Source organism: Burkholderia sp. BCC0397, assembly GCF_902832865.1.
Taxonomy (GTDB): Bacteria; Pseudomonadota; Gammaproteobacteria; order Burkholderiales; family Burkholderiaceae; genus Burkholderia.
This window is the reverse complement of sequence record NZ_CADFDL010000005.1, coordinates 1-25,949: the sequence shown is the minus strand read 5'-3', so window position 1 is coordinate 25,949 and position 25,949 is coordinate 1. Positions and strand designations below refer to the sequence as shown.

The 25,949-nt window shown below is 67.3% G+C and carries 18 protein-coding genes; 9 read left to right on the top strand and 9 right to left on the bottom strand.

The features are described 5' to 3' along the window. The first annotated feature begins 2 nt into the window (after nucleotides 1-2). From HWX03_RS17495 to HWX03_RS17475, 5 genes are all read left to right on the top strand, one after another. Complete coding sequence (locus tag HWX03_RS17495) at nucleotides 3-332, top strand: Gp49 family protein (protein WP_175872011.1); 330 nt, start codon at nucleotides 3-5, stop codon at nucleotides 330-332. Further along, nucleotides 329-676 (top strand): Gp49 family protein, encoded by a 348-nt coding sequence (locus HWX03_RS17490; protein ID WP_175872010.1) that lies wholly within the window; start codon nucleotides 329-331, stop codon nucleotides 674-676. The genes HWX03_RS17495 and HWX03_RS17490 overlap by 4 nt, the downstream gene beginning before the upstream one ends. Nucleotides 677-691: 15 nt before the next feature. Beyond that, nucleotides 692-2,035: a phage minor head protein gene (locus HWX03_RS17485; RefSeq protein WP_175872009.1), complete on the top strand. Its 1,344-nt coding sequence runs from the start codon at nucleotides 692-694 to the stop codon at nucleotides 2,033-2,035. A 7-nt stretch (nucleotides 2,036-2,042) separates the two neighbouring features. After that, nucleotides 2,043-2,675, top strand: coding sequence for a phage virion morphogenesis protein (locus tag HWX03_RS17480; protein ID WP_175872008.1), 633 nt, complete (start codon nucleotides 2,043-2,045; stop codon nucleotides 2,673-2,675). Between the two features lie 212 nt (nucleotides 2,676-2,887). Then, nucleotides 2,888-3,088, top strand: a complete 201-nt coding sequence (locus tag HWX03_RS17475; RefSeq protein ID WP_174388325.1) for a hypothetical protein — start codon at nucleotides 2,888-2,890, stop codon at nucleotides 3,086-3,088. Nucleotides 3,089-3,570: 482 nt separating this feature from the next. Here HWX03_RS17475 and blaPEN-B read toward each other — a convergent pair whose 3' ends face one another. Then, nucleotides 3,571-4,509, bottom strand: a complete 939-nt coding sequence (gene blaPEN-B, locus HWX03_RS17470) for a PEN-B family class A beta-lactamase (protein ID WP_175872007.1) — start codon at nucleotides 4,507-4,509, stop codon at nucleotides 3,571-3,573. A gap of 136 nt (nucleotides 4,510-4,645) precedes the next feature. Between blaPEN-B and penR the strand changes: the two genes are divergently transcribed. Further along, nucleotides 4,646-5,536, top strand: coding sequence for a beta-lactamase transcriptional regulator PenR (gene penR, locus HWX03_RS17465; protein WP_175821923.1), 891 nt, complete (start codon nucleotides 4,646-4,648; stop codon nucleotides 5,534-5,536). Between the two features lie 482 nt (nucleotides 5,537-6,018). Here penR and HWX03_RS17460 read toward each other — a convergent pair whose 3' ends face one another. The 3 genes from HWX03_RS17460 to HWX03_RS17450 all read right to left on the bottom strand — a co-directional run bounded on the left by HWX03_RS17460 (nucleotide 6,019) and on the right by HWX03_RS17450 (nucleotide 15,845). Then, complete coding sequence (locus tag HWX03_RS17460) at nucleotides 6,019-6,270, bottom strand: hypothetical protein (RefSeq protein ID WP_174434011.1); 252 nt, start codon at nucleotides 6,268-6,270, stop codon at nucleotides 6,019-6,021. 96 nt (nucleotides 6,271-6,366) lie between these two features. After that, a complete protein-coding gene (locus tag HWX03_RS17455) occupies nucleotides 6,367-8,589 on the bottom strand; it encodes an amylo-alpha-1,6-glucosidase (protein WP_175872006.1) in 2,223 nt (740 codons plus the stop codon). A gap of 155 nt (nucleotides 8,590-8,744) precedes the next feature. Beyond that, nucleotides 8,745-15,845 (bottom strand): autotransporter-associated beta strand repeat-containing protein, encoded by a 7,101-nt coding sequence (locus HWX03_RS17450; protein WP_175872005.1) that lies wholly within the window; start codon nucleotides 15,843-15,845, stop codon nucleotides 8,745-8,747. Here HWX03_RS17450 and HWX03_RS17445 point away from each other — a divergent pair. Further along, complete coding sequence (locus HWX03_RS17445) at nucleotides 15,844-15,984, top strand: hypothetical protein (RefSeq protein ID WP_175821926.1); 141 nt, start codon at nucleotides 15,844-15,846, stop codon at nucleotides 15,982-15,984. The genes HWX03_RS17450 and HWX03_RS17445 overlap by 2 nt on opposite strands. Before the next feature lie 573 nt (nucleotides 15,985-16,557). Here the strand turns inward: HWX03_RS17445 and HWX03_RS17440 are convergent. Further along, a complete protein-coding gene (locus HWX03_RS17440) occupies nucleotides 16,558-17,250 on the bottom strand; it encodes a YdcF family protein (protein WP_175872004.1) in 693 nt (230 codons plus the stop codon). A 158-nt stretch (nucleotides 17,251-17,408) separates the two neighbouring features. Then, nucleotides 17,409-18,443, bottom strand: a complete 1,035-nt coding sequence (locus tag HWX03_RS17435; protein ID WP_174430342.1) for a rod shape-determining protein — start codon at nucleotides 18,441-18,443, stop codon at nucleotides 17,409-17,411. Nucleotides 18,444-18,714: 271 nt separating this feature from the next. Here HWX03_RS17435 and HWX03_RS17430 point away from each other — a divergent pair, with 271 nt between their 5' ends. Continuing rightward, entirely contained in the window at nucleotides 18,715-21,126 is a 2,412-nt protein-coding gene (locus HWX03_RS17430) for a patatin-like phospholipase family protein (RefSeq protein ID WP_175872003.1), read from the top strand. A 121-nt stretch (nucleotides 21,127-21,247) separates the two neighbouring features. Here HWX03_RS17430 and HWX03_RS17425 read toward each other — a convergent pair whose 3' ends face one another. Together HWX03_RS17425 and HWX03_RS17420 are read right to left on the bottom strand one after the other, a co-directional pair. Further along, nucleotides 21,248-22,378, bottom strand: a complete 1,131-nt coding sequence (locus HWX03_RS17425; protein ID WP_175821929.1) for an ATP-binding protein — start codon at nucleotides 22,376-22,378, stop codon at nucleotides 21,248-21,250. 64 nt (nucleotides 22,379-22,442) lie between these two features. Next, nucleotides 22,443-23,153 carry a response regulator gene (locus HWX03_RS17420; RefSeq protein WP_006498855.1) on the bottom strand — a complete coding sequence of 237 codons (711 nt, stop codon included), beginning with the start codon at nucleotides 23,151-23,153 and terminating at the stop codon, nucleotides 22,443-22,445. Nucleotides 23,154-23,372: 219 nt separating this feature from the next. On the opposite strand from HWX03_RS17420, the gene HWX03_RS17415 reads away from it, so the two are divergent. Continuing rightward, complete coding sequence (locus tag HWX03_RS17415; protein WP_175872002.1) at nucleotides 23,373-24,287, top strand: glutaminase; 915 nt, start codon at nucleotides 23,373-23,375, stop codon at nucleotides 24,285-24,287. Nucleotides 24,288-24,519: 232 nt separating this feature from the next. Here HWX03_RS17415 and HWX03_RS17410 read toward each other — a convergent pair whose 3' ends face one another. Continuing rightward, on the bottom strand, nucleotides 24,520-25,425 hold the full coding sequence (locus HWX03_RS17410) for an SDR family oxidoreductase (protein ID WP_175872001.1): 906 nt from the start codon (nucleotides 25,423-25,425) through the stop codon (nucleotides 24,520-24,522). Between the last annotated feature and the right edge of the window lie 524 nt (nucleotides 25,426-25,949).

Here is a 25,949-nt window from a genome sequence, read left to right as displayed (position 1 = left end):
CTATGGAGGCACATTTCCCGCTTCAGCAAGGCGCACCCATTCTCAGTCCGGACGATGTCGAATTCGCGATCGTCGACGAGCTGTACTACGTGTTTCCCGGCACGACGATGACGGTGTGCTGCCTGGTGCTCAACAACGGCTTCAAAGTGCTCGGCAAGCACGAGGCGAACACTCCTGCTGGATTCGTAGCCGAGCTCGGCCGGCAGTACGCGCGCGCGAATGCCGTGCTACAGGCTATTCCCTTCATGTCGTTTCTGCTGATGCAGGAGCTATATGAGGTCGTTTGCCCCGAAGTAGCGACCAATATCACTGACCATAGGAGCGTATCGTGAACGACCAGGCAATCGAGCAGGAAATCCAAGCGAAGGGAAAGACGGCGCAGCGCATCACACCGGCGGCAGTCGCGGACGTGATCGCGGGCGAGTATTACTTCACGGCAGAAAGTGCCGTGGGCGGCTTCGTGGTGGGAGATGAGATTCGCAGCGCTCTGTCGTTGCTTACTTTCTGCGTGCTGGTGCTACGCAACGGCTTCACCGTGACAGGTGAAAGCGCCTGTGCGTCGCCGGAGAACTTCGACGCCGAGATCGGCCGCAAGATCGCACGCGCAAATGCAGTCGAGAAGATCTGGCAGTTGGAAGGCTATCTGCTGAAGCAGCGTCTGCACGACGCCAAGTAAGCGGGAAGGTGACCGATGGCGACCATCGCTGCAAATCTCCGTCTTGAACCGGCCGATGCAGTCGCGTATTTCCGGTCCAAGGGCATGGAAATCACGTGGGACTGGCACGATATGCGCCGCGAAGCGCACGCGCAAGCGTTCACCGTCGCGAAGGCCACCTCGCTTGACGTGCTGCGTACGATCCGCGACATGGTCGACAAGTCGATCAGCACCGGGATGACGTTCGAGGAATTCCAGAAGGCACTCCGGCCACAACTCCAGGATCTCGGTTGGTGGGGCACGCAGGAAGTACTCGACGGCGAAACCGGCGAACTCACGAAGGCGCAGCTCGGCAACACCCGCCGCCTGCGGACGATCTACCAGACCAACGTCCAGACGGCCAACATGGCCGGCCGCTACAAGCGGATGCTCGACAACGTCGACAATCAGCCGTATTGGCGGTACGTCGCCGTGATGGATGGCCGCACGCGGCCCGCGCATCGCGCGCTGCACGGGAAGGTATGGCGCTGGGATGACCCGATCTGGGACGTGATCTTTCCGCCGAACGGTTGGGGGTGTCGCTGTCGTGTCCAGGCGCTGAGCGAAGAGGAATTCAAGCGCCTCGGTGTGCCGCTGGAGGACGGCTCAGACGCAATCCAGACGGTCCAGGTGCCGATCAACAAGGCCGGCGATACGATGGACGTCCGGGTTGTTCGCTATACCGATGAGGCCGGCCGCGAGCGTATTTTCCGGCCTGATCCGGGCTGGGATTACAACCCTGGGGCCGACTATGCCAGTGAACAGGCGCTGTCTCGCGTCTTGGGCGAGAAGATCGACAAGGTGCCGCCTGAGATGGGCGCGGCCGTCGCCGCCAACATTTCCCGCGCCCCGGAGGCTCAGCAGCTGCTCGACAGCGCTTGGCAGAGCTGGGCGGGCGACGTACTCGACGACGCTGCCGCGCGCGAGCGCCAGATGCTGCTCGGCTTCGTGCGGCCCGACGATGTCGACGCGCTCGCTGCGCGCGACGTGCAGGTTGAGAGCATTCCGGTCGTGGCCGACGACAATTTGATCGTGCGCGGCAAAGAGCAACTGCCGGAGGTGGCATCGGGGCCGCTGTCGACGACAGACTGGCTCGATTTGTCCTCGACACTGCGCGAACCGCAGGCCGTGCTCGTCGACCGCACAGCTGGCACGCTGCTATACGTGCTCCCGCGTAGCGGCGATGACGGGCAGCGCATTGTTGTCGCGTCGGCCTATGGGCAGAACCAGTCGAAGAGGCTGAGCGCGACGGTCAGATTGGCCTATATTGCCGCTGCACGGGCGCTGCAGTCGCTCTTGGAAAACGACGGCGTCGAGCTCGTCGACGGCTCACTGGATTGAGTGCACCATGGCCGAGCTCTGGGACATCGTGGTCGATATCGGGGATGCCGAGGCGAAGCTGGATGCGGCTGACCAGCTGCTCGCCGGCACGGTCGACCTGTATCGGGGGATTGCTGGCGTTCTGGAGTCGGTCACCGAGGGCAACTTCGCGGCCCAAGGCCGGCCTGCATGGGTGCCGCTGGCCGAATCGACGAAGGCAGAGCGACTGAAGCGCAACAAGGGCAGCTCGACGCTGCTGATCCTGCAAGACCGTGGCATCCTGGCCAGCAGTGTCTCAGCGGAATACGGCTCGGACTATGCCTTGATCGGTGCCGGCGGCGCCGCGGCGGCCTATGCGGGCATCCATCAGTTCGGTGGGACGGTGACCCATCCGGCCCATAGCACCAAGGTGCGACTGCGGACGGATTCGAAGGGCAACCTCGTCCGGCAGGCCGACCACAAGAACCTGGCGGTCTTCGCGAGGAATTCCCATAAACGGGTACGGGAGAGCTGGCACGAGGTCGGAGAGTACACTGTCACGATTCCGGCCCGGCCGTATCTGCCGTTCAGCGGGCCGCCGAACGCGACCGTCCTGCAGCCCGAGGCGGAGACGGGCATGCTTGAGCTTGTGGATAACTTGCTGCGGCGCGCGTTTGGGTGAAGCGATCGGCGCCGCGCGCGTCTTTCGCCACACGAAACGTTATTTCGAAGTCGTTTCGTTAAATCCCGGACCCGAACCATCAAATCCCGGATTTATCGCACTCGATCCCCTGGAGTTATCTCACTTCCCTTCAGCATCGCCGGCCATACGCGTCGGCCCCGGGCCGGCCGTTCCGCCGGCACCGCACTACGGTACTCACTCCGAGGAAGACCATGGAACACTTCACCGCGTGGCAATTGCTCGTCTCGCTCGTGCTCGTCGCCATCGTCGTCTATCCGTACGTCCGCATCGTGCGGCGCACCGGGCATTCGGGCTGGTGGATCCTGACGATGTTCGTCCCGGTGCTGAACTTCATTATGTTGTGGGTGTTCGCGTTCGCGCGCTGGCCCGCCGTCGGCGATCGGCAGCCCTGAGCGTTGCCGCCGCGGCCGCGCGCGAGCTTGTCCACAGATTGTGTTGGCAAGCATGTGGATAGCCTGCGCATACCGCGATCAAGCACTTGATCCGAAAGACTTTGTTTGCGCCGCCTCGAAAACGGCACACGGCCGCGCAAGCGCCGGTTGCGTGCCGCCTCGGCGCGTGACGCGCCGTCTGCCACGCCGGCTGCCATGCTTGTCCACAGATTGTGTTGGCAAGCGTGTGGATAGCCTGCGCATACCGTGGTCAAGCGCTTGATCCGAAAGACTTTGTCCGCGCTGCTTCAAACGCGGCACGACGGCATGCGTCGCGCCGGACGCCGCTGCTGGCGTGCTTATCCACAATTTTTGTTGGCAAGCATGTGGATATCCTGAGCATGCGCGACCTAAGTCGTTGATCGCACAACGTTTGATCGCGCGGGTCACGACTGCGGCACGGCGCGCCCGCGGCGCTCGCCACGCATGCCATGCCGCGCGGCTCAACCGAACGTCTGCGCGACGATACGCGCGACCGACGCGATCACGTCGTCCTTCGCCCGTGCATCGGCTCGCGTCTGCGTGTAGTACACGGCCAGCACGATCGGCGCGCGCGACGTCGGCCAGATGACGCCTGCGTCGTTCGTCGTTCCGTAATCGCCGGTACCGGTCTTGTCGCCGACCGTCCACCCGGCCGGCACACCCGCACGAATCCGCTTGTCGCCGACCTTGTTGCCGCGCAGCCATGCGACGAGCTGCGCACGCTGCGCGGCCGGCAGTGCGTCGCCGAGCGTCAGCACGCGCAGGCTGGCGGCCATCGCGGCGGGTGTCGTCGTGTCGCGCGGGTCGCCCGGCAGCGCAGTATTCAGTTCGGTCTCCCATCGATCGAGCCGGAACATGTCGTCGCCGATCGAACGCGCGTAGGCCGTTACCGCCGACGGGCCGCCGATCAGCTTCATCAGCAGGTTCGCGGCCGAGTTGTCGCTGTACTGGATCGCGGCCTCGCACAGCGCGGCGACCGTCATGCCCGCTCCGACATACTTCTCCGATACCGGCGAATAGTTGACGAGGTCGGCCTGGGTGTACGTCACGCGCTGTTGCAGCAAGCCCGGCCGCTCGACGCTCTGCGCAAGCACTGCCGCACTCAGCATCGCCTTGAACGTACTGCAGAACGGGAAGCGCTCGCCCGCGCGATGCTCGATGACCCGGCCGCTCGCCGTGTCGATCGCGCACACGCCGAGACGGCCGCCCGCGTCGCGTTCGAGATCGGCGAGCGTCGCCGCCGCCGCGGCGGGCGCAATGGCGTCCGCGGCAGCCGCCGCTGCTACCGTGGCTTCGTCCGGTGCAGCGGCCTGCCGCGACGCGCACGCGCTGACGGTGAGAACGAGCGGCGCCGTCGCGGCGGCCAGCAACAGGGTGCGACGTTTCGATGAGTAGGTCATGTCGGTTGTCTCGTGGTGGAATGGCGGCGAAACGGTGTTGACGCGTTGAAAGCGGCCGGCCGCCGAGACAGCACTATCGAGACTTTACGGTTGCCTGACAAGCAACGATAATTGAGCGCTGGCAAAAGAAATTCTTATGACGAAGCTCCGCCCTCATCTTCCGCTCAATGCGTTGCGCGCGTTCGAATCGTCGGCGCGCCACCTGAACTTCACGCGCGCCGGCCTCGAGCTGAGCGTGACCCAGGCCGCGGTCAGCCAGCAGGTGCGCTCGCTAGAAGAGCGCCTCGGCTGCACGTTGTTTACGCGGTTGCCGCGCGGCCTCGGGCTGACCGACGAGGGGCGCGCGCTGCTGCCGGTACTGAGCGATGCGTTCAGCCGCATCGAGACGGTGCTCAAGCAGTTCGACGGCGGGCGCTTCCACGAAGTGCTGACGCTCGGCGTCGTCGGCACCTTTGCCCTAGGCTGGCTAATGCCGCGACTGAAGCAGTTCGGCGACACGCACCCGTTCGTCGAGTTGCGGCTGCGGACCAACAACAACGTCGTCGACCTCGCCGCCGAGGGCCTCGATTTCGCGATCCGCTTCGGTGAAGGCAACTGGCCGGCGACGCGCAACGAGCGGCTGCTCGATGCGCCGCTCACCGCGCTGTGCGCGCCGGACATTGCGCGACGCCTCGCGCAGCCGGCCGATCTCGCGAACGAAACGCTGCTGCGCTCGTACCGCACCGACGAATGGCTCGGCTGGTTCGACGCCGCGCAGCTCGAACCGTGGGCCGTCAACGGGCCCGTGTTCGATTCGTCCCGGCTGATGGTCGAGGCCGCGATGCAGGGCGCGGGCGTCGCGCTCGCGCCCGCCTGCATGTTCGCGCGCGAACTGCAGCTCGGCCAGCTCGCGCGACCGCTCGACATCGACGTGCGCGCGGGCGGCTACTGGCTCACGTCGCCGAAGTCGAAACCGCTGACGCCCGCGATGACGCTGTTTCGCGACTGGATCGTGGCGGAAGCGGCCGGCGCGGCGCTCACCGAGTAACGCGGCCGCGCTTGTCCACAGAAAATGTTGGCAAGGATGTGGATATCCTGGGTACCCGGGGCCTAAGCCCTTGATCGGGCACGCATTCGTGCGCCGATGCACGGCGCAGGCAGCCTTTGCGCACGGGCTTCGCGTGCCGTCGCATTCCGGCCGGATCCTCAACCCCTGCGACGCAATCGATTGCGAGTTGTCCACAGATTTTGTTGGCAAGCCTGTGGATATCCGTCAGATCGGGCACATAACATCTTGATACACAAGGGGATTCGATCCACGGACCTTGACCGGTCAATGGTGCGGCACCGGAGCGGTTGTCGAACCGCCCCCCGCGCAGGTGTGGCGCACCCGGCCGACGGCCGGGCGGTTCTCCACAGATTGTGTTGGCAAGCTTGTGGATATCCTGCGTATCGGGCACCTAACTGGTTGAGCGCACGGGGTTTTGTGCTGCGTCTGCCGAATCGGGCAGCGCGTGCGCCGCCCGTACGTCAATGGTGGTCGAGGCCGCCGCGCAATTCGCTCGCCTTGTCGCGCAGCGCTTCGTAGCCCGAACGCGCATGCTCCGGCAGGTCGGGATCGCCGATCAGTGCGCCGAGCGTTTCGATCAGGCTGAACAGGATGCCCTTCGCCGCGCCGACCGCAATGCTCTGCGATTCGATCGACTTGTGCAGGTGGTCGACCGCCGCTTCGAGATTCTCGAGCTTGTGCTCGCCGTCGTCGGGCCGGTTGTCGGTCGTCATCGTCTACCTCCGCCATCGTTCAAGGGTCATGTCACGATTCTATGCCGCTGCGCGCGAACGTGGCGCGACATCGCGCAACGTTCGCGCAGCCCCCCGCTACAGCACCGCGACCACCTTCACGCGGCCCGGCTGCTCCGCCGACGCGACGACCTGCCCATCGACGCGGCGGAACGTCAGCGACACGGTTTCGTCGCCGACGCGCAGCGCATCGATCCGCAGCCAGTCGACGCCTTCCGGCAACGCCGGGCGCTCGACGCGCACCTCGTGGCGCGACGCGTCGATGCTCACGCCGAGGCACGCCTGCAGCATCATGAACGGCGCGCCGGCCGCCCACGCCTGCGGCAGGCAGGCCACCGGATACGCGGTCGGCGGTTCGCCGCGCCGGCGCGGGAACCCGCAGAACAGCTCCGGCAGACGCATCTCGAAGCTCACCGCCGCCTCGAACAGCGCGCGCAGCAGATTCACCGCGGCCGTCTTGTCGCCGTAGCGCGCCAGGCCGCGCGCGATCAGCGCATTGTCGTGCGGCCACACCGAGCCGTTGTGATAGGCCATCGGGTTGAAACGCGGCTGGCCGGCCGCGAGCGTGCGGATGCCCCAGCCCGTCTGGAACAGCGCCGAGCCGAGCACGCCGGCGACCGCCGTGCCGCGCGCCGCGTCGGGCAGCCCGAACGCAAGCAGGTGGCCCGCATTCGACGCGAACACGCGGCACAGCTCGCCATGACCGTCGAGCGCGATCCCGTAGAAATCGCCTTCCGGCATCCAGAACAGCGCATCGACCTGGTCGCGCAGCGTCTTCGCGCGCAACGCGTAGCGCGCCGCGTCAACCTCTTGGCCGCGCCTGTGCGAGCATGCCGACATCGCGTCGAGCGCCGCGCATGCATAGGCCTGCACTTCGACGAGCGCGATCGGCCCGTCCGGGAAACGGCCGTCCGCGTGGAACACCGAATCGTGGCTGTCCTTCCAGCCCTGGTTCGCGAGGCCGCGCTCCGACGTGCGCTGGTAATCGAGCAGTCCGTACGGATTGCGGTCGCACTTGTCGATCACCCATTGCGCGGCGCGCTCGAGCGCGGGCCACAGCTCGTCGATCAGCGCATCGTCGCCAGTGCGTTCGACATACGCGCCCGCGAGCACGATGAACAGCGGAGTCGTATCGACGCCGCCGTAATACAGCGCGAACGGCACCTCGCCCGTCGCGGCCATCTCGCTGCGGCGGAACTCGTGCATGATCTTGCCGGGCTCCGCGTCGCGGAACGCGGAGGTCTCGCGCGCCTGATGCTCGGCGAGAAAACGCAGCACGCCGTGCGCGAGCGACGGCTGCAGCCACAGCATCTGCAGCGACGTGATGATCGCGTCGCGGCCGAACGGCGTGGAGAACCACGGAATGCCCGCATACGGGTACGGCCCCGTGTCGAGCTGCGTCGTGAGCAGCCCGAGATCCGCGAGCGAACGATCGAGCCAGGCATCGAACAACGGATTGCCGGTGTTCACGCGCGCCATCGACTCGCGCCGTGCACGCATCTCGCGATGCACGCCGACGAGCGCGGTGCGCAGCGCGACGCGGCCGCATCCGGGCCCTTCGCCATGCGCGGGGCCAAGCGTCGCATCGACGGTCAGGTAGATCGACACGCACGCCTGCGCGGCGATCGTCAGCGTGTAGTCGGCACGATCGACCGACAGCGCGTCGGGTGCCGGCGAGAAATGCACGGTCACGTTGCGCTCGACGCTGTCGAGACCGTCGTAGCGCAGCCGCACCGCGCCCGCGTCGACGCGCGGCGCGCCCACCGTGCCGCGCTTCGGCCGCTGCGTGCCGCGCACCTCGAACATGTCCTTGAAATCGGCCGCGAACGACAGCGACAGCGGCACCTCGGCTTCGCTCGCGCCGTAGTTCGTCAGCGTCAGCGCTTCATACAGCACGTCGCCCGCGAGCACGCGCATCCGTTCGATATGGATCACGCCCTCGGGCGTCTCGTGGCCGCCGAGCGGCGGCAGCGGGCGGTTCGTCAGGTGCGCGGTGAACGACGCGTTGTCGGCGCTCGTCGCGCCCGACAGCAGCGACGGCGCGCGGCCGCCGAACGTCAGGCGCCATGTCGACAGCACGCGCATGTCGTCGACGAACAGGCCGTCGTCACGCCCGCCGATGTCGCCGAGCGCGTCGCTGACCACGAACGCGTCGCCGGATTTCAGCACGTACTGGTTGTTGCGCGCGATGGCCTGCGGATCGGCTTCGGGCGCGATGAAAGCGGGACCCGACGCGGGGGTCGGGGCAATGGGCGCGACTTGCGGCGCCGGCGTCGTCGTGGCTTCGGCGTGATTCGGCATCGATGCTCCTGTGTCGAGGCGCAACGCGCGGCGCGCGTCGCGTGTTTCGCACAGGATAGGCCAGAACCGGGAACGTGCGCAGCGCCGAAACGGCCGCGGCGCCAGGCGACGTTGCTTCGTCGCCGGGCGCCGCGTACGGGCTCGTCAGTTGCCGGTCAGAATTTCCACAGGATGTTGCCGAGGATCGCGTTGTCGCGCACGCCGCTGCCGTATTGGCCGCTGTACGTGAGGCCGAGCGTCAGGCGTTTCGTGATGTTCGCGTCGATGCCGGCTTCGAGCACCGCGCTGTCGCGAGCAATCGGCACGCCCGACACCTGGAACGACGTGCCGCCGTTCGCGAACGTGAACGCCGACGACGGCCGCACGTTGCCGAACGCATGCCGCCAGCCGACCGTGCCGCGCGCGGTGAACGTGCCGCTCGCGATCGAGCCGAGCTGCGACGCCGCACGCAGGCCGAGCGTCGAGAAGCCGACGTGAGTCGTCTCGCCGCCGGCGCGCAGCGCGGCCGCGCCGCCGGTTTCCGTATAGCCGTCGGTATGCAGGTTCACATACGCGAGGCCCGCGAACGGCTCGATCGCGACCGGCCCGACCGGCAGCGCGTAGCCGACTTCGCCGAACACCTGCGCCGAATGCGCGTTGTAGCCGGCCGAGTCGTGATCGGAGAAGCCCGCGAAGCCCGGATAGCGGTCGCTGTTGATGCGATACCACGTATACGACGCACCGCCGCGCACGCCGAGCGCGCCGTACTGCGCGCCGCCGTACAACGACAGGTAGTAGCTGTTCACCGCTGCCGACGAGCTCTGGTCGTTGTCGAGCGAGCTGTGCGTGACGCCCGCGGCCAGACCCGCGCGCCACTTGTCGTTGAGCGCCATGTCGGCGCCGGCGATGAAGCCCGTCATGCTGCGGTTGATCGTCGACGCATTGCCGTCGCCGGTGAGCCGGCTGCGGCCGCCGAACGCCTGCCCCCAGACGACCGGCTGATAAGGCGTCCCGCCGTAGCACCCGTCGCGCGAACCGATCCGGCGTTCCGGCGGCAGCGTCGCGTCGGCCACGCCGGCCGTGTTGTCGCCGCACAGCGCGGCGCCGCCCGACGACAATGCCGCGAGCGGGCCCGATCCGGGCGCGAGCCCCTGACGGACGCGATCGGTCACCGCGTCGCGCACATAACGGCTGTCGAGCAGCAGCATGCTCTTCAGGCTCGCCTGCAGTTCGCCGTCGAGCAGCCCGTACGCGCGGCGCGCGGTGGGCGCGTCGGTCGTCAGCACCGCGTCGTACAGCGGATTGCCGGTGCCGAGCCCGCCCAACGCGGTCGCGACCGAGCGCTGGTTCGGCGTCGTCGCGACATCGGGCAGCGACGTGCCGTTCTGAACCAGTCGCAGGTACACGTGACCCGGATCGTAGCTGAGGGTCGGCGTCAGGAACGCGTAGTTCGCGCTCACCTGGGTGAACGCGCCCTGCACGCCCGACGACGCGCTGAGGATCGTGTACGTCGTGCTCGGCTGGTAGCCGCTCTGGTTCGCGAGCACCTGCACGGTGCCGCCATTCAGCGTCGCCGCGCCGCTCGCCGCGAGGCTGCCGCTTTGCTGCGGCGTGGCGGCGACCTGGAACGTCGAACCCGGCTGGAACGTGACGTTGCCGCCCACGTTCAGCGCCGCGCCCGGCTGCGTGGCGGCCGCCGTCGCGCCGCCCTGCACCACGAGGCCGCCGATCGTGCCGGTGCCCGTCAGCGTCGCGCCGTTCTGCACGGTGACGGTCGACTGGCCGAGCGAACCGTTGACGGCGAGGGTACCCGCGCCGACCGTGGTCGGGCCGCTCAGCGTGCTCGTGCCGGTCAGCGTGAGTTGTCCGCTGCCGGCCTGGGTGAGCGAGCCGGTACCGGACAGCACGCTCGCGATCGTCACGTTGCCCGATTGATTGACGATCAGCGCACCGTTGTCGACGACGTTGCCGGCCACGCTGCCCGACGTGCCACCGTTGCCGAGTTGCAGCGTGCCGCCGGCTGCGATCGTGGTGCCGCCGGTGTACGTGTTGCCGCCGGTCAGCACCTGCGTGCCGCTCGCCACCGTCACACCGCCCGAGCCGCCGATCGTGCCGCCAAATGTACTGCTGCCGCTGCCGTTCAGCGCCAGCGCATTCGCACCGAGATTCACGTTCGTGCCGGTCGCCCCCGACAGCGCACCGATCGTTTGCGTGCCGGTCGCACCGCTCACGTCGAACGTCGCCCCCGTGCCCGCGAGATTCACCGCGCCCGTCGACGCGAGGCTGCCGCCCGCGCCGAGTGCGAGCGTGCTGCCGCCGTTGATCGTCGTGCCGCCCGTATACGTGTTCGCACCCGTCAGCGTCTGCGTGCCGGTGCCGGCCAGCGTCACGCCGCCCGTCCCGCCGATCGTGCCGCCGAACGTGTTGTTGCCGCTGCCGTTCAGCGTCAGCGCATTCGCGCCGAGGTTCACGTTCGTGCCGGCCGCGCCGGTCAGCGAGCCGATGGTCTGGGCGCCGGTCGCGCCGCCCAGGTTGAACGTCGCGCCGGTGCCCGCGAGATTCACGGCGCTACCGGACGCGAGACTGCCACCGGCTCCCAGCGCCAGCGTGCTGCCGCCGTTGATCGTCGTGCCGCCCGTGTACGTGTTCGCGCCCGTCAGCGTTTGCGTGCCCGTGCCGGCGAACGTCACGCCGCCCGTCCCGCCGATCGCGCCGCCGAACGTACCGTTGCCGCTGCCGTTCAACGTCAGCGCATTCGCGCCGAGATTGACGTTCGTGCCGGCCGCACCGGTCAGCGTGCCGAGCGTCTGCGCGGCCGTCGCGCCGCTCAGGTTGAACGTCGCGCCCGCGCCCGCGAGGTTCACGGCGCTCCCCGACGCGAGGCTGCCGCCTGCGCCGAGTGCGAGTGTGCTGCCGCCGTTGATCGTCGTGCCGCCCGAATACGTGTTCGCGCCCGTCAGCGTTTGCGTGCCCGTGCCGGCGACCGTCACACCGCCCGTCCCGCCGATCGTGCCGCCAAACGTACCGTTGGTGGCGCCATTCAGCGTCAGCGCATTCGTGCCGAGATTCACGTTCGTGCTGGCTGCGCCAGTCAGCGTGCCGATGGTCTGCGCGCCCGTCGCGCCGCTCAGATTGAACGTCGCGCCCGCGCCGGCCAGATTCACCGTGCCGGTCGATGCAAGGCTGCCGCCTGAGCCCAGCGCCAGCGTGCTGCCGCCGTTGATCGTCGTGCCGCCCGTATACGTGTTCGCGCCCGTCAGCGTCTGTGTGCCCGTACCGGCCAGGGTCACGCCGCCGGTGCCGCCGATCACGCCGCCGAACGTGCTGGCGCCGTTGCCGCTCAGCGTCAACGCATTGGCGCCCAGGTTCACGTTCGTGCCGGCCGCGCCCGACAGCGCGCCGATCGTCTGCGTGCCCGATGCGCCGCTCAGGTTGAACGTCGCGCCCGCGCCGGCCAGATTCACCGTGCCGGTCGATGCAAGGCTGCCGCCCGCGCCGAGCGCCAGCGTGCTGCCGCCGCCGATCGTCGTACCGCCCGTGTAGGTGTTCGCGCCCGACAGCGTCTGCGTGCCGGTGCCCGACAACGTGAGACTGCCGGTGCCGCCGATCACCCCGCCGAACGTGCCGCCTGCCGTGCCGCCGAGCGTCAGCGCATTGCCGCCCAGGTTGACGTTGGTTCCCGCGACGCCCGACAGCGCGCCGAGCGTTTGGCCGCCCGCCGCGCCGCTCAGATCCAGCGTCGCGCCGGCGCCCGCGAGGTTCATCGCGCCGGTCGATGCAAGGCTGCCGCCCGCACCCAGCGCGAGCGTGCCCGCGTTGATCGTCGTGCCGCCGGTGTACGTGTTCGCGCCGGTCAGCGTGGTGGTCGCCGCGCCGTTCTTCACGAGCGCGCCCGCACCGGTGATCGCGCCGGTCAGCCCGAGGGCATTGCTGCCGCCCAGCGTCAGCGTCGCGCCCGTGCCGACATCGATCGCATTGCCGACCGACAGGCTCGCGTTCGTATCGAGCGTCGCCGTGCCGCCGACGGTCAGCGCGCCGGTGCCGAGCGCCGTGTTGTTGCCGAGCACGAGGCCACCGCTGTTCAGCGTCGTGCCGCCCGAATATGTGCTCGCGCCGTTCAGCGTTTGCGTGCCGGTGCCCGACAGCGTCAGGCTGCCGGTGCCGTTGATCGCACCGCTGAACGTGCCGCTGGCCGTCCCGCCCAGCGTCAGCGCGTTGCCGCCGAGATTCACGCTCGTGCCGGCCACGCCCCCCAGCGCCCCGATCGATTGCGCGCCGGTCGCGCCGTTCAGATCGAGCGTTGCGCCGGCGCCCGCGAGATTCATCGTGCCGGCCGATGCAAGGCTGCCGCCCGCGCCGACTGCCAGCGTCCCCGCATTGATCGTCGTGCCGCCGGTGTAGGTGCTTGCGCCCGTCAGCGTCGTGGTCGCGGCGCCGTCCTTCACGAGCGCGCCCGCGCCGGTGATCGCGCCGCCGAGCCCGAGCGCGTTGGTGCCGCCGAGTGTCAGCGTCGCGCCCGCGCCGAGGTCGATCGCATTGCCGACCGACAGGCTCGCGTTCGTATCGAGCGTGGCCGCCCCACCGACGTTCAGCGCGCCAGTGCCGAGCGCGCCATTGTTGCCGAGCACCAGGCTGCCGCTGTTCAGCGTCGTGCCGCCCGAATAGGTGTTCGCGCCGTTCAGCGTCTGCGTGCCGGTGCCTGACAACGTCAGGCTGCCGGGCCCGCCGATCGTGCCGCTGAACGTACCGCTGGCCGTCCCGCCCAGCGTCAGCGCGTTGCCGCCGAGGCTTACGGTCGTGCCGACCCCGCCGGATAGTGCGCCGATCGCCTGCGGGCCGCCCGCGCTGATGTCGAAGGCGGCGCCCGGACTGACGAGATTCACCGTACCCGTGGACGACAGGCTGCCGCCGGCGCCGATCGCCAACGTGCCGGCGTTGATCGTCGTGCCGCCGGTATAGGTGTTCGCGCCGGTCAGCGTGGTGGTCGCCGCGCCGTTCTTCACAAGGCTGCCCGCGCCGGAAATCGCGCCGCTCAACCCGAGGTTGTTGCTGCCGCCGAGCGTCAGCGCGGCGCCCGTACCGAGATCGATCGCGTTGCCGACGGTCAGGCTCGTGGTCGTATCGAGCGTGGCCGCCCCGCCGACGCTCAGCGCGCCCGTGCCCAGCGCCGCGTTGTTGCCGAGCACGAGGCCGCCGCTGTTCAGCAGCGTGCCCCCGGCATAACTGTTCGCACCGCTCAGCGTCAGCGACGCCGCGCCGTTCTTCACGAGACCGCCGCCGCCGGAAATCGCGCCGCCGAGCCCGAGATCGGTGCTGCCGACCAGCGTGAGCGTGGTGCCGGTGGCGAGATTGACGTCGTTCGCAAGCGACACGTTGGTGGTCGTATCCAGCGTCGACGAGCCGTTGACGTTCACGGCGCCCAGGCCAAGCGCCGCGTTGCTGCCGACGGCGAGGTTGCCGCCGTTCAGGTTGGTGCCGCCCGTATAGATGTTCGTGCCGGTCAGCGTTTGCGTGCCGCTACCGGACAGCGTCACGCTGCCCGCGCCGCCGATCGTGCCCGCGTAGGTCGCATTGCCGCTGCCGTCGAGCGTCAGGGAATTGCCGCCGAGGTTGACGTTCGTGCCCGCCGCGCCTGCCAGCGAGCCGATCGTCTGCGCGCCGGCTGCACCGGCCAGGTCGAACGTCGCGCCCGCGCCGGCGAGGTTCACCGTGCCGGTCGCGGCCAGGCTCCCGCCTGCGCCCAGCGCGAGCGTGCCGGAATTGATCGTCGTATCGCCCGTATACGTGTTGGCGCCGGTCAGCGTCGTGGTGGCCGCGCCGTTCTTCACGAGGCCGCCGGCACCGGCGATCGTGCCGGCAAGCCCGAGATTGTTGCTGCCACCGAGCGTCAACGTCGTGCCGGTCGCAAGATTGACCGCATTGCCGAGCGTCACGTTCGTGCTCGTGTCGAGCGACGCCGTCGCATTGACGTTCAGCGTGCCGGTGCCGAGCGCCGAATTGTTGCCGACCACCAGGCCGCCGGCGTTCAGGTTCGTGCTGCCCGTGTAGGTGTTCGCGCCGGACAGCGTCAGCGTGCCGCCGTCGTTCTTGGTCAACGCGCCGACGCCCGACACCGCGCCGGACAGCGTCAGCCCGGTCGTGCCCTGCACCGTCAGCCCGCCGGCGTTGAGCGTCACGTTGTTGGAGACGTTGAGCCCCGCCGTGCCCGCCTGCAACGCACCGCCGTTGCTCGTGACGGCGCCGGTGCCGAGTGACGCATTGTTGTTGATGATCGCCACGCTGCCGCTGCTCAGCGTCGCGTCCTGCGCGGTGGACGCACCGTTGATCGTCCAGGTGCCGCTCGTGACGTCGAGGTGATTGAAGTTGATGTAGTTGTTGGCCGCGATCGTGCCGTTCGCTGTAGCCCCTTGCTGCAGGTTGAGCGTATTGTTGCCGCCCGCGCCGCCGTCGACGACGCCGGTTGCCGCCACGCCGAGCGTGACCGGGCCGACCGTGATGTTGAATGCGCCGCCGGTGCCGCCGGCCGTGTTGACCGCCGAGCCCGTCACGGCATTGAACGTATTCGTGCTGTTCGCCCCCATCGACACGCCGCCGTTGATCACGCCCGAGTTGGTGAACGTATTGCCCTGTCCGGGCGTGCCGTTCGAGCCGAGCGACACGCGACCGGTGATCGTTCCGCTGTTCGACATGTTGACCGTGCCGCCGCCGTATGCGGCGACCACCGGCGCATCGGCGCCGACGAGGGTCGCGCCGACCAGTGGGGTGGAGCCGATCGAACCGGTGTTCGTGATGTTCGACGTGCCGCCCGTGCCGTTTTGAACCGACAGCGCCATGCCCGTCACGCCGCTGATCGCCACGCCGGTCGAGCCCTTCATCGTGCCGTTGTTGGTCACGGTCGTGGTGCTCGCCGCCGCGTTGCCGACCACCGTACCGCTCGACAGCACCCCGAGCCCGGAGCCGAGCGCGGACGGATCGATCGTGCCGTTGTTGGTCAGCGTGACGCCGTTGCCGGTCAGCGACATCGCCGTGCCGCCGACGCCGAGCAGCACGCCGACGCTTGCACCGGGGTTGACCGTCGCGTTCAGGTTGTTGGCGCTGTTCGAATAACTGGGCGCCAGCGGGTTCGCGACGCCGGAACAGGTCACCGTGGTGCCCGCCGTGCTGCAGGTCGCATAGGCGGGGACGATGCCCGCGCCCGACAGCGCCAGAAACACGCCCGTGGGCAACAGCAGTCGCGGAAACGGCTCACTCGCTTTTTTCGAACGGACAGGGTTCATGCTTTCCCTCTTTATTGATTTCGGCTTTGGTATTGGTATGGCTGCCGCAGCGGACGGCACGCAGCAGAAAATCGCGGATAAAAGCGTCCGCTCCGGCAATCGCGACGCGCTGTCGGTTTATTCGTGGATGAATTCTTGATCGACCCGGGAATGCAGATCGAAACTAGTCGAATGACATGATGGCGGCCCCTGTTTTTTTGCAGCGACTTTCTGGTTGATTTGATTACTGCCCTGCTTTTATCAGACAAGGCTATATCAAACTCAAACCGTTTTCCAGTCGATGTTTCCCCACCGGATCAGGAGTCGACGAACATGTACTTTTTACTCGGCGGGAGGAGCGCTCGATCACGGTAGCCAACACGTTTTTCGCCGGCTTATTTTGTTTTTTCGCAAAGATATCGGACGTGCCACATCCGTGAAAACGCTGATATATGGCTTTGATCCAATACGCACGGATCTTGCAACGCAATATTTTTACCGTGATGAATCGTCAATGCGGATAATCAGCACCCGCTTAACAAGCGGACGAATCCGAATTTTTGAGCGTCCAGCGAAATCGCTTAGATTTGTCGCCTTGCAAGGATTTGCAACGCGAATCGTTATCGTTTGTCCGGTGCCAATGACGTTCGCGCAGCCGGCATGAGGCGACCGGAACCCGGAGAAAACAACGAAACCACCCACCCCGGAAGCGTGCGCTCCCGGGGCCGCCACGTCACGAAAACAGGCTCATCAGATAAAGCATCGGCCGAAACGAAACCGGCCGCGCATCGGGATTCACCCACAACCGCACCGCATACACCGCGTAGGCCGGCACCTCGCGCCAGCTCGAATAGACATCGCGCCACTGGAAGCGGCGCGGATACGCGGCGGAAATGTTCGACCGCGCAATGCCGACGCGCTCGAACGCGAGGCGCGCCCGCGCAAGGTGGTAATACTGGCTGACGATCAGCACGCGCGACACGCGATGCGCGTGCAGGTAGGCAAGCGTGTGCTGCGCGGTCGCGAGCGTGTTGTCGCCCTGGTCGTCGACGGCAATCCGGTCCGCCGGCACGCCGCGCGCCACGAGGTAGTCGCGCATGGCCGTCGCCTCGTTCAGCCCGGGGCCGTCGATCGCGCCGCTGACCAGAAACGCCGGGCACTGCCCTGCACGGTAACAACGCACGCCGACATCGAGCCGCGCCGCGAGCACGGGCTTCGGCGCGCCGGTTTCGTCGAGCGCGTTGCCGAAGATCACGGCGACGTCCGCCGGGTCGCTCGGCATCCGCATGCCATGGACGACGATCGCGGCCGCCGCCGCGGCCCAGACGCACGCGACGACGGCCAGCACGCGGCCCGCCCGGGCCGCGAAGCCCCGTTTGGTTCGATATTTCAAGGTTGGTGGTCTCTCAGGTGTCGTCGGGCGCATCGGCCGACCCGGCCCCGAACGGGCGCGTCACGCTAGCACGGCGCGCCCGCGCCTGTCCATGCGATGGATCGATGCCGGCCGAGCGGCCCGGCAACACGGAGATAGAAAGAATGTGAAGCCAGCGCCGCACAGCGGCGCCCGGCCGGCACCACCCTGGCTCAATCGGCCGGGCACATCGCGAGCCGCCCCATCGCCTCGCCGGCGCCGCGCACCGCGCAGGTGGCCGGCTCGTCGGCGATCCGCGCGACCAGCCCGGTCTCGTCGTACAGCAGGCGTTCGAGATCGGCGAGCAGCGCGCCGCCGCCGGTGAGCACCACGCCGCGATTCGCGATATCGGTCACGAGTTCGGCCGGCGCGTTTTCCAGCACCGACTTGACCGCGCCGATCACCTGCTTGAGCGGCGCGGCCAGCGCGTCGGCGACGTCGTGATTGGACAGCTCGACCGAACGCGGCAGGCCGTCGCCGATGCTGCGGCCGACGGCGCGGGTCGACGTGCGCGGCACCGCGCTGGTGGCCGAGCCGATCGTCTTCTTCACGTGCTCGGCCGTCTGCTCGCCGAGCAGCACGCCGTACAGGTTGCGGACATGGTTGACGATCGCCGCGTCGAACTGGCTGCCGCCGACGCGGATCGCCTCACGGTACACGATGCCGCCGAGCGCGATGACCGCGACTTCGGTCGTCCCGCCGCCGATGTCGATGACCATCGAGCCGACCGGCTCGGTCACCGGCAAACCCGCGCCGAGCCCGGCCGCGAGCGATTCCTCGATCAGTTCGACCTCCGATACGCCGGCCGCGAACGCGGCCTCGCGGATCGCGCGGCGCTCGACGGCCGTCGCATCGGACGGCACGCACAACGTGACCTCGACGCGGCGGCCGAAGCGCGAGCGGGTGCGCGACATGTCGATGAAGCTGCGGATCATCTGCTCGGCCGCGTGCGCGTCCGCGATCACGCCGTGCCGCATGGGCCGCACGGATTCGAGATGCCCCGGTTCGCGGCCGAGCAGCGCCTTCGCGAGCTCGCCGACGGCCTCGAGCGTCGGCCGCGCGTCGCTGGCGCCGCCCTTGCGGAAGCAGACGACCGACGGTTGGTTCAGCACCACACCGCGTTCGTGCGTATAGATCTGCGTACTTGCCGTTCCCGGGTCGATCGCAACGGGTTGCGCAAACAACTTTCCGAACAACGGTGTCGACATATCAAACCTTGGTGAGGGAACGGGCCGGGACAGCCGCGCCGCACTTTTTGCCGCGCGTCCGTGCCGCCCCATCACGAGCTTAGCGGCAAATCGTTCCGATACTTTAGGCAATTCCCATGATTTTTTCGCGACGAAATTGCCGAATGTGGCGTTTCGGGCACGTCCGGCTACGCAACGGCCTCTCGCGTCGGGCCTGTAAAACACGGTAATCTCTCGGTCTTGCCTGCTTCCGGCAGGCCTCAGACGCACGATCACGCCAGGTATGTTCACCATGACAGCGACCGTTTTCTTCCGCTGGGCGCCGGTGCGCCCGCTCTGCACGACGCTCGTTGCCTTCTGGTGCTGCACGGTCGCCGCGCAACCGCTGCCGGCCACCGAATCCGCCGCCGCCCGGACCGCTGCCCCTGCCGCCGACGCGCCGGCTGCCGCCGCGCCCGCCGCCCCCGCTGCGTCGGCGCACACCTGCGCGGCCGACGGCGGCCCGGCCGGCCGCCCGTCGATCGGCCTCGTGCTGTCTGGCGGCGGCGCGCGCGGCTACGCACACCTCGGTGTCCTGAAAGTGCTGGAGGACAACCGGATCCCGATCGACTGCATCGCAGGCACCAGCATGGGCGCCGTGGTCGGCGGCCTGTACGCGAGCGGGATGGCGGCCGACGAGATGCAGAAGCGGCTGTCGGAGGTCAACCTGGCGGATATCGCGTTCGACGTGACCGACCGCGCGGACCTGCCGCAAACCAGCCGGGAAGACGAACGCCTGTATATCAACGGGCTGACGCTCGGCTTCGGCAAGAAAGGCGTCAAGGCGCCGGTCGGCCTCGTACAGGGCAACCGGCTGCAGGCGCTGCTCGCGAACTGGACGGCCGCCGTGCCGACCAACCAGCCGTTCGACCACCTGCCGATCCCGTATCGCGCGGTCGCGACCGACCTGCAGACCGGCCAGATGGTCGTGCTCGACCACGGCTCGCTGCCGCTCGCGATTCGCGCGAGCATGGCGATGCCGGGCCTGTTCGCGCCGGCCGAGATCAACGGGCGCGCGCTCGTGGACGGCGGCCTCGTCAGCAACCTGCCCGTCGACACCGCGCGGCAGATGGGCGCGAACATCGTGATCGCCGTCGACATCGGCTCGCAACTGCGCCCGCTCGACGCGCTCGCGTCGCCTGCCGACGTGATGCAGCAGATGGTCGGCATCCTGATCCGCCAGAACGTGACCGCGCAGCGCAAGCAGCTCGACGCGCAGGACGTGCTGCTCACGCCGGACCTCGGCGCGCTCGCGTTCACCGATTTCCAGAACGCGAAGCAGGCGATCGCCGCCGGCGCGGCCGCCGCGACCGCGGCGCTGCCGAAGCTGCGGCGTTTCGCGCTCACGCCGGAACAGTACGCGGCCTACCAGTCCGCGCACGCGCAGCCGCTGCCGCCGCCGATCCGGATCACGCGCATCGACATCAAGACCAGCGGCGGCGTGCCGAAGCGCGTCGTCAGCAACGCGCTGCACGTGAAACCCGGCGACATCTACGATCCGAAGACCGTCAGCCAGGATCTGCTCGGGCTCACGACGGGCGGCAACTTCGAGAGCGTCACGCAGCAGATCGTGAGCCGCGGCGACGACAACGTGCTCGAGATCGACGCGCGCGAGAAGTACTGGGGGCCCAACTTCCTGCTGTTCGGGCTCGGCATGTCGAGCAGTTCGACCGACGAGGGCGGCTTCCGCCTGCACGTCGGCTACCGGCGGCCGTGGCTCACCGAATCGGGGCTCGAATTCCGCGCGGACACGACGATCGGCAGCGACCTGCAATCGGCACGCGTCGAATTGCGCCAGCCGCTGTCGACCGCCTACGGCGTGTACCTGTCGCCATACGCGGAATACCAGCGTCGCTATGCGAACCTGTACGACGACTCCGGCGACGTGAAGATCACGCAGTACCTGATGCAGACGGCGCGCGCGGGAATCGATTTGGGCCTGCCGATCGCGCGGCTCGGCGATTTCCGGATCGGCCTCGGTTACGTGACCGGGCACGGTTCGCCGACCTACAACCTGCCGTTCGACGACGGCAGCGGCCAGAGCCTGCTGTGGCCGAGCTTTACGTCCCAGGCGCTGATCGCGCGGGCGCGGCTCGTGATCGATCAGCTCGACGACCCGATGTTCCCGCGCAAGGGTTATTTCGGCGAACTGCGGATCGAACACTCGCTGGTGTCGCGCAACGGCGGCTCGGCGCAAACATTCGACGACGGGATCAACAACGCGCCTTATACCGAGATCTACGGCAAGGCGATGATTGCGCAGCAGTTCGGCCGGCACAGCGTCAGCGCGACGATCGAGGGCGGCAAGAGCATCGGCGGCACCAACCTGATCAACGCGTTCAACTTCACGCTCGGCGGCTTCCAGCATCTGTCCGCCTATGCGGCCGATCAGCTGAACGGCAACGAGCTCGCGTACGGACAGATCACGTACATGAACCAGTTGATGACGTTCAATGCATCGCCGATCAAGGCGCTGTCGGTGGGCGCCAGCGCGGAACTCGGCAACGTGTGGGCGGCCGGCCAGAAAATCGGCGGCGGCGCGCTCAAGCAGAGCTATACGTTCTTCACGAGCCTGTCGACCGCGTTCGGGCCCGTCTATATCGGCGTGGCGCTCGCGCCCAGCGGCCGACGCAACTTCTACCTGCAGCTCGGCCGCACCTACTGAGCATGCGCGGATGCCGCTTCCGCGGCATCCGTGTTGCGGTCGCGCCTGCGTGTTCTCCTGGCAGAAATCGGCAGCCATCGCGACCGCGGCTGTCGCGGGTCGCGCCCCGCTCGGCCTGTCGCTAGACCGGCCAGCTGATCTCGAACCGCGCGCCGCCGAGCTCGACCGGATCGACGACCGCGATCCGGCCGTTGTGCGCGTGGAGCACCTGCCGCGTGATCGACAGGCCGAGCCCGTAGCCGCCGGTGCGGCGGTCGAGGCGCACGAACGCGTCGAAGATCCGTTCGCGCTCGCTCTCGGGCACGCCGGGGCCGTCGTCCTCGACGAAGATCCCGATGTTGCCGTGCACGAGCGAGATCCCGACGACGATCCGCGATTTAGCGTACTTGCTCGCGTTGCGCAACAGGTTGCGCATCGCATACGACATCAGCCGCCGGTCCATCTTCACGCGCAAATCCGGCCCGATCGCGATGCGCGACTCGATCGCACGGTCCGGATACAGCAGTTGCGCGTCGTTCACCTGGTGCTCGAACCACGCGACGGGCGCGGTCATCTCGAGGTTCGACTGCAGCGAGCTGTATTCGAGCCGGGCATACGTGAGGCTCATGTCGATCAGCTCCTCGAGCTCGGTCACGTCCTGCGCGATGCTCTCGAGCGCGCCCTGGTATTCGGCGGCCGAACCCGGTTCGCGCAGCATTTCGAGCGCGAAGCGCACGCGCGCGAGCGGCGTGCGCAGTTCGTGCGAGATCCCGTTCGTCAGATCGCGCTGCGCGGCGATCAGCCGCTCCATGCGCATCGCCAGCGCATTCAGCGTGCGCGCGAGCGGGCCGATGATCACGCTGTGCGATTCGCGCGCGCGCGTGTTGAAGCGCCCGCCGGTGAAATCGATCGCGCGCTCGCGCACCATCACCAGATCCGACCAGACCGGCCGCATCCACCGATACGCGGCGAGCGCGGGCGCGGCGAACACGAACGCGAGCACGATCCAGATGTCGCCCGGCAGCGAATCGAACGCATGCCACACGACCTGCGGCGACAATTCAACGCACAGCGCGAGCGCGGGCACCAGCGCGGTCAGCAAGACGAGGCCGAGCAGATGCAGGTAGGTGCGCACGTACAGGCGCGACCAGCTCGGAATGCGATCGGCGCGCGTGTCGGTCCACGCGCGGCGGAAATGCAGCCAGCGCCATTTGACGTAACGCAGCGTCGGCAGCGGCGGTGCATCGGGGTGCGAACGGGTGCGTCGGATCATCGCGGCTCCCGGCCGGCGGGCAGAATGCCCGCGCGGAACGTGACGGCGTCGCGCGACGGCGGCGTCATTCCCACGCGTGCTTGCTGAATTGATAACCCTTGCTACGGATCGTCTTGATCCGCTGCGGGTTGCTCGCGTCGTCGCGCAGCTTGCGGCGCAGCTTCGAGATGCGCCCGTCGATCGTGCGGTCGAGGCCGTCGAATTCGACGCCGCGCAACTGCAGCATCAGATCGTCGCGGCTGACGACTTCGCCCGCATGACATACGAGCGCCCACAGCAGGTCGAATTCGGCCGAGGTCAGATCGGGCGTGCTGCCGTCGGGCAGCACGACGGTGCGGTCGGTGCGGTCGATCGAGAACTTGCCGAACGCGTAGCGCTCCGGCTGCGGCGCGGTGCTCTCGGCCGCGCGCGCGGGCGCACGGCGCAGTTGCGCCTTGATCCGCGCGAGCAGGATGCGCGGCTCGACCGGCTTGTGCACGTAGTCGTCCGCGCCGAATTCGAGGCCGAGCAGCTCGTCGAACGGCTCGTCGCGCGCCGTCACCATGATGATCACGCCGTCGTACTGCTTGCGCGCCTCGCGGCAGATTTCGAAGCCGTCCTTGCCCGGCAGGTTCACGTCGAGGATGACGAGATCGGGACGAATGGACAGGATCGCCGGCACCGCGGCGTCACCATGCAGCACAGTGTCGACTTCATAGTCGTTCTTGCGCAGGTAGCCGGCGATCAGCGTGGACAGGCGGGTGTCGTCTTCGACGAGCAGGATGCGAAAAGACATGGGCGGCGGTCGGATCATCGGGGAGGCCGCGGCGGCGCCGGCCGGTGCCGGACGCCGGCCCTCGGCCGAAACGTACCGCATGATACTGCGCCCGCCGCTTGCCTGTTTGCCGGTCTTGAAAATAAGGGCGCGATTCCGGCCGCGCTTGACGAATCGGCGCCGGGACGGTTCCATACGGGCTCGCCGGAATCCGGCCATGCCTCTACCCAGCCTGACGTGATGAATTACCAGACGATCCTCGAACGCATCCACACCGAACTCGCCCCCTGGATTGGCCAGGGACGAGTGGCCGACTACATTCCCGAACTCGCGAAAGTGCCCGCCGACAAGTTCGGGATGGCCGTCGTGACGCTCGACGGAAACGTTTACACGGTCGGCGATGCGCACGAGCGCTTCTCGATCCAGAGCATCTCGAAGCTGTTCGCGTGCACGCTCGCGTTCCAGCTGCTGGGCGACGAGCTGTGGGAACGGGTCGGCCGCGAGCCGTCCGGCACCGCGTTCAATTCGCTGGTCCAGCTCGAAAGCGAGCGCGGCAAGCCGCGCAATCCGTTCATCAACGCGGGCGCGCTGGTCGTCACCGACGTGCTGTGCCGCCGCTTCGTGAAGGCCGAGACGGCGCTCGTCGAATTCGTGCGACGGCTGATCGGCGCGAACGACATCGACTACGACTCGCGCGTCGCGACGTCGGAGTTGCAGCATGCGGAGCGCAACCGTGCGATGGCGCACTTCATGGCGAGCTTCGGCAACATGCAGATGCCGCCCGATACGGTGATCGACGCGTATTGCCGCCAGTGCGCGATCACGATGAACTGCGTCGAGCTCGCCAGCGCCGCGCTGTTCCTCGCGAACGGCGGCGTCGCGCCGGCGACCGGCGAGCGGGTCGTCGATTCGAGTTCGGCGAAGCGGCTGTCGGCGCTGATGCTGACCTGCGGCACCTACGATGCGGCCGGCGATTTCGTGTATCGGGTCGGGCTTCCGGCGAAAAGCGGCGTCGGCGGCGGGATCGTTGCGGTGCTGCCGGGGGAGATGGCCGTGTGCGTGTGGGCGCCGGGGCTGGATGCGAACGGGAATTCGTTGGCAGGGACCAGAGCTCTTGAATGGTTGACGACCTATTCGGGACGCTCGATCTTTTGAAGCGTCGAAGTCAAGCATGCCTCATGTGGCGCGACGGCGGCAGATTCCTGTCGGCGCGCGCCAGAGCGCTCAATGGGAAATTCGGCCATCGGCAGCAATCGACCCATCTCGGCCAGTCGACGGCGTAGCCGCGGATTGATCCAATTGCCCACAATCACGTCCCCTCTTTCGCGAGCGACCGCCAAGTAGCACAGAATTCACTGCGAGGAATGGCTGGCCGCGCAGCGCGTGCTCATCCCACCTGCGGTGGACTCGTCGCCGTCAATGCTTCTGCTACTTGCCACAGGCGAATCGAATCCGCGCTCTTGGCGGAGCGGGGCTGTTTGGCAACGTGCGAGTTCCCGACGAGCAGAAAACGTGGGCCGTAGAATGCGCCCTGAGTCGCTGTCGGATCGACTGCCGCGTGCAAGAGCGAGTCCGTGGCCCATTCCACGTCCATGGACGGTACAAGTCGGAACGATAGCCTCTTGCGGGTTGAATCAGTACCCATATTCGGACCGCTCGTCTGAAGATTGGTGCGCGTATGGCCTGGATGGGCACTCGTACTGAGCAGGGGCCAGCCACGCTCGCGCGCAATTTCTGCCAATCGATTTGCCAAGAGCAGGCAGGCTAGCTTGGACTGCGCATACGCCGTCATGGGCTTGTACGACCTTTCGCCTTGAAGGTCGTCGAAATTGATTGTGGCACCAATTGCGGCGCTGCTTGTCATCGTGGCGACGCGAGGAGACTTCGCTTCAAGCAGAAGCGGCAACAGCAGATTGGTCAGTGCAAAGTGACCTAGGAAATTGGTGGCAAACTGTAGCTCGAATCCGTCCGAGCTCAGTACACGCGTCGGCGGCATCATGATCCCTGCGTTGTTTACGAGCACGTCGAGAGGGCGTCCCTCCTCGAGCAACTGGCGACCAAAATTCCTCACACTCGCGAGGCTGGAGAGATCCATCGTGCGGACGTCAATCGATGCCCCTGGAAACTCCTTGCGTATATCCCGGCGGGCGGCATCGCCTTTCGACTCGCTGCGTACCGCCATGATGACGTCGGCACCAGCCGCCACCAATCGCCTAGTCGCCTCCTTGCCGGTGCCGCTATTGGCTCCGGTAATGACAATACGGCGCCCCCGCTGATCAAGAGGTTTGTACATTCGCGTTTCTCCTATGATTTCATTCGATAAAGCCGGGCTCGGACGCGGACAGTTGGCAGGCATTCAGCTTCAGCCGACAAGGCACGTGCAGCTGAGAAATGGGTCTGGTGTCGGCCGGTCCGGGTGGACCCGCAGGGATTACTTTGGTGAAGTACACCGCATAGTGTAGTTTTCTTGACGAAAAGTAAACTCACCGGTGTAAATTTTCGGCTGCTTAGGCAACCCATCCCGACGTGCCTTACCGACCGCAAGGGGCCGAACTCGGTCGTCGAAGGCAGCACGGCACTCGCCCGTCCGTCGGTACCGATGGAATCACATGCGAGTTTATATATGCGTAGCGCAGGGACGCTGGCGCTGGAGTGGTTGACGACTTATACGGGGCGGTCGATTTTTTGAGGGGGCGATGTTGGGCGGACCTATCCGTCATTTTGTGGGCGGGGCATATCATGAGAGGCAAAAGTCATGGATATGTCGATGAAGAAGAAGAGGCAAACCGTAGCGCGTCAGGCAGCGGCCCGCGGGCC

What these genes read in the sequence shown, in the direction of transcription:
- penR (WP_175821923.1), top strand. Translation starts at nt 4,646, where the DNA reads ATGACGAAGCTCCGCCCTCATCTTCCGCTCAATGCGTTGCGCGCGTTC.
- HWX03_RS17485 (WP_175872009.1), top strand. Translation starts at nt 692, where the DNA reads ATGGCGACCATCGCTGCAAATCTCCGTCTTGAACCGGCCGATGCAGTC.
- blaPEN-B (WP_175872007.1), bottom strand. Translation starts at nt 4,509, where the DNA reads ATGACCTACTCATCGAAACGTCGCACCCTGTTGCTGGCCGCCGCGACG.
- HWX03_RS17460 (WP_174434011.1), bottom strand. Translation starts at nt 6,270, where the DNA reads ATGACGACCGACAACCGGCCCGACGACGGCGAGCACAAGCTCGAGAAT.
- HWX03_RS17410 (WP_175872001.1), bottom strand. Translation starts at nt 25,425, where the DNA reads ATGTACAAACCTCTTGATCAGCGGGGGCGCCGTATTGTCATTACCGGA.
- HWX03_RS17475 (WP_174388325.1), top strand. Translation starts at nt 2,888, where the DNA reads ATGGAACACTTCACCGCGTGGCAATTGCTCGTCTCGCTCGTGCTCGTC.
- HWX03_RS17430 (WP_175872003.1), top strand. Translation starts at nt 18,715, where the DNA reads ATGACAGCGACCGTTTTCTTCCGCTGGGCGCCGGTGCGCCCGCTCTGC.
- HWX03_RS17480 (WP_175872008.1), top strand. Translation starts at nt 2,043, where the DNA reads ATGGCCGAGCTCTGGGACATCGTGGTCGATATCGGGGATGCCGAGGCG.
- HWX03_RS17420 (WP_006498855.1), bottom strand. Translation starts at nt 23,153, where the DNA reads ATGTCTTTTCGCATCCTGCTCGTCGAAGACGACACCCGCCTGTCCACG.
- HWX03_RS17445 (WP_175821926.1), top strand. Translation starts at nt 15,844, where the DNA reads ATGCTTTCCCTCTTTATTGATTTCGGCTTTGGTATTGGTATGGCTGCC.
- HWX03_RS17495 (WP_175872011.1), top strand. Translation starts at nt 3, where the DNA reads ATGGAGGCACATTTCCCGCTTCAGCAAGGCGCACCCATTCTCAGTCCG.
- HWX03_RS17435 (WP_174430342.1), bottom strand. Translation starts at nt 18,443, where the DNA reads ATGTCGACACCGTTGTTCGGAAAGTTGTTTGCGCAACCCGTTGCGATC.
- HWX03_RS17455 (WP_175872006.1), bottom strand. Translation starts at nt 8,589, where the DNA reads ATGCCGAATCACGCCGAAGCCACGACGACGCCGGCGCCGCAAGTCGCG.
- HWX03_RS17450 (WP_175872005.1), bottom strand. Translation starts at nt 15,845, where the DNA reads ATGAACCCTGTCCGTTCGAAAAAAGCGAGTGAGCCGTTTCCGCGACTG.
- HWX03_RS17425 (WP_175821929.1), bottom strand. Translation starts at nt 22,378, where the DNA reads ATGATCCGACGCACCCGTTCGCACCCCGATGCACCGCCGCTGCCGACG.
- HWX03_RS17415 (WP_175872002.1), top strand. Translation starts at nt 23,373, where the DNA reads ATGAATTACCAGACGATCCTCGAACGCATCCACACCGAACTCGCCCCC.
- HWX03_RS17440 (WP_175872004.1), bottom strand. Translation starts at nt 17,250, where the DNA reads ATGCGCCCGACGACACCTGAGAGACCACCAACCTTGAAATATCGAACC.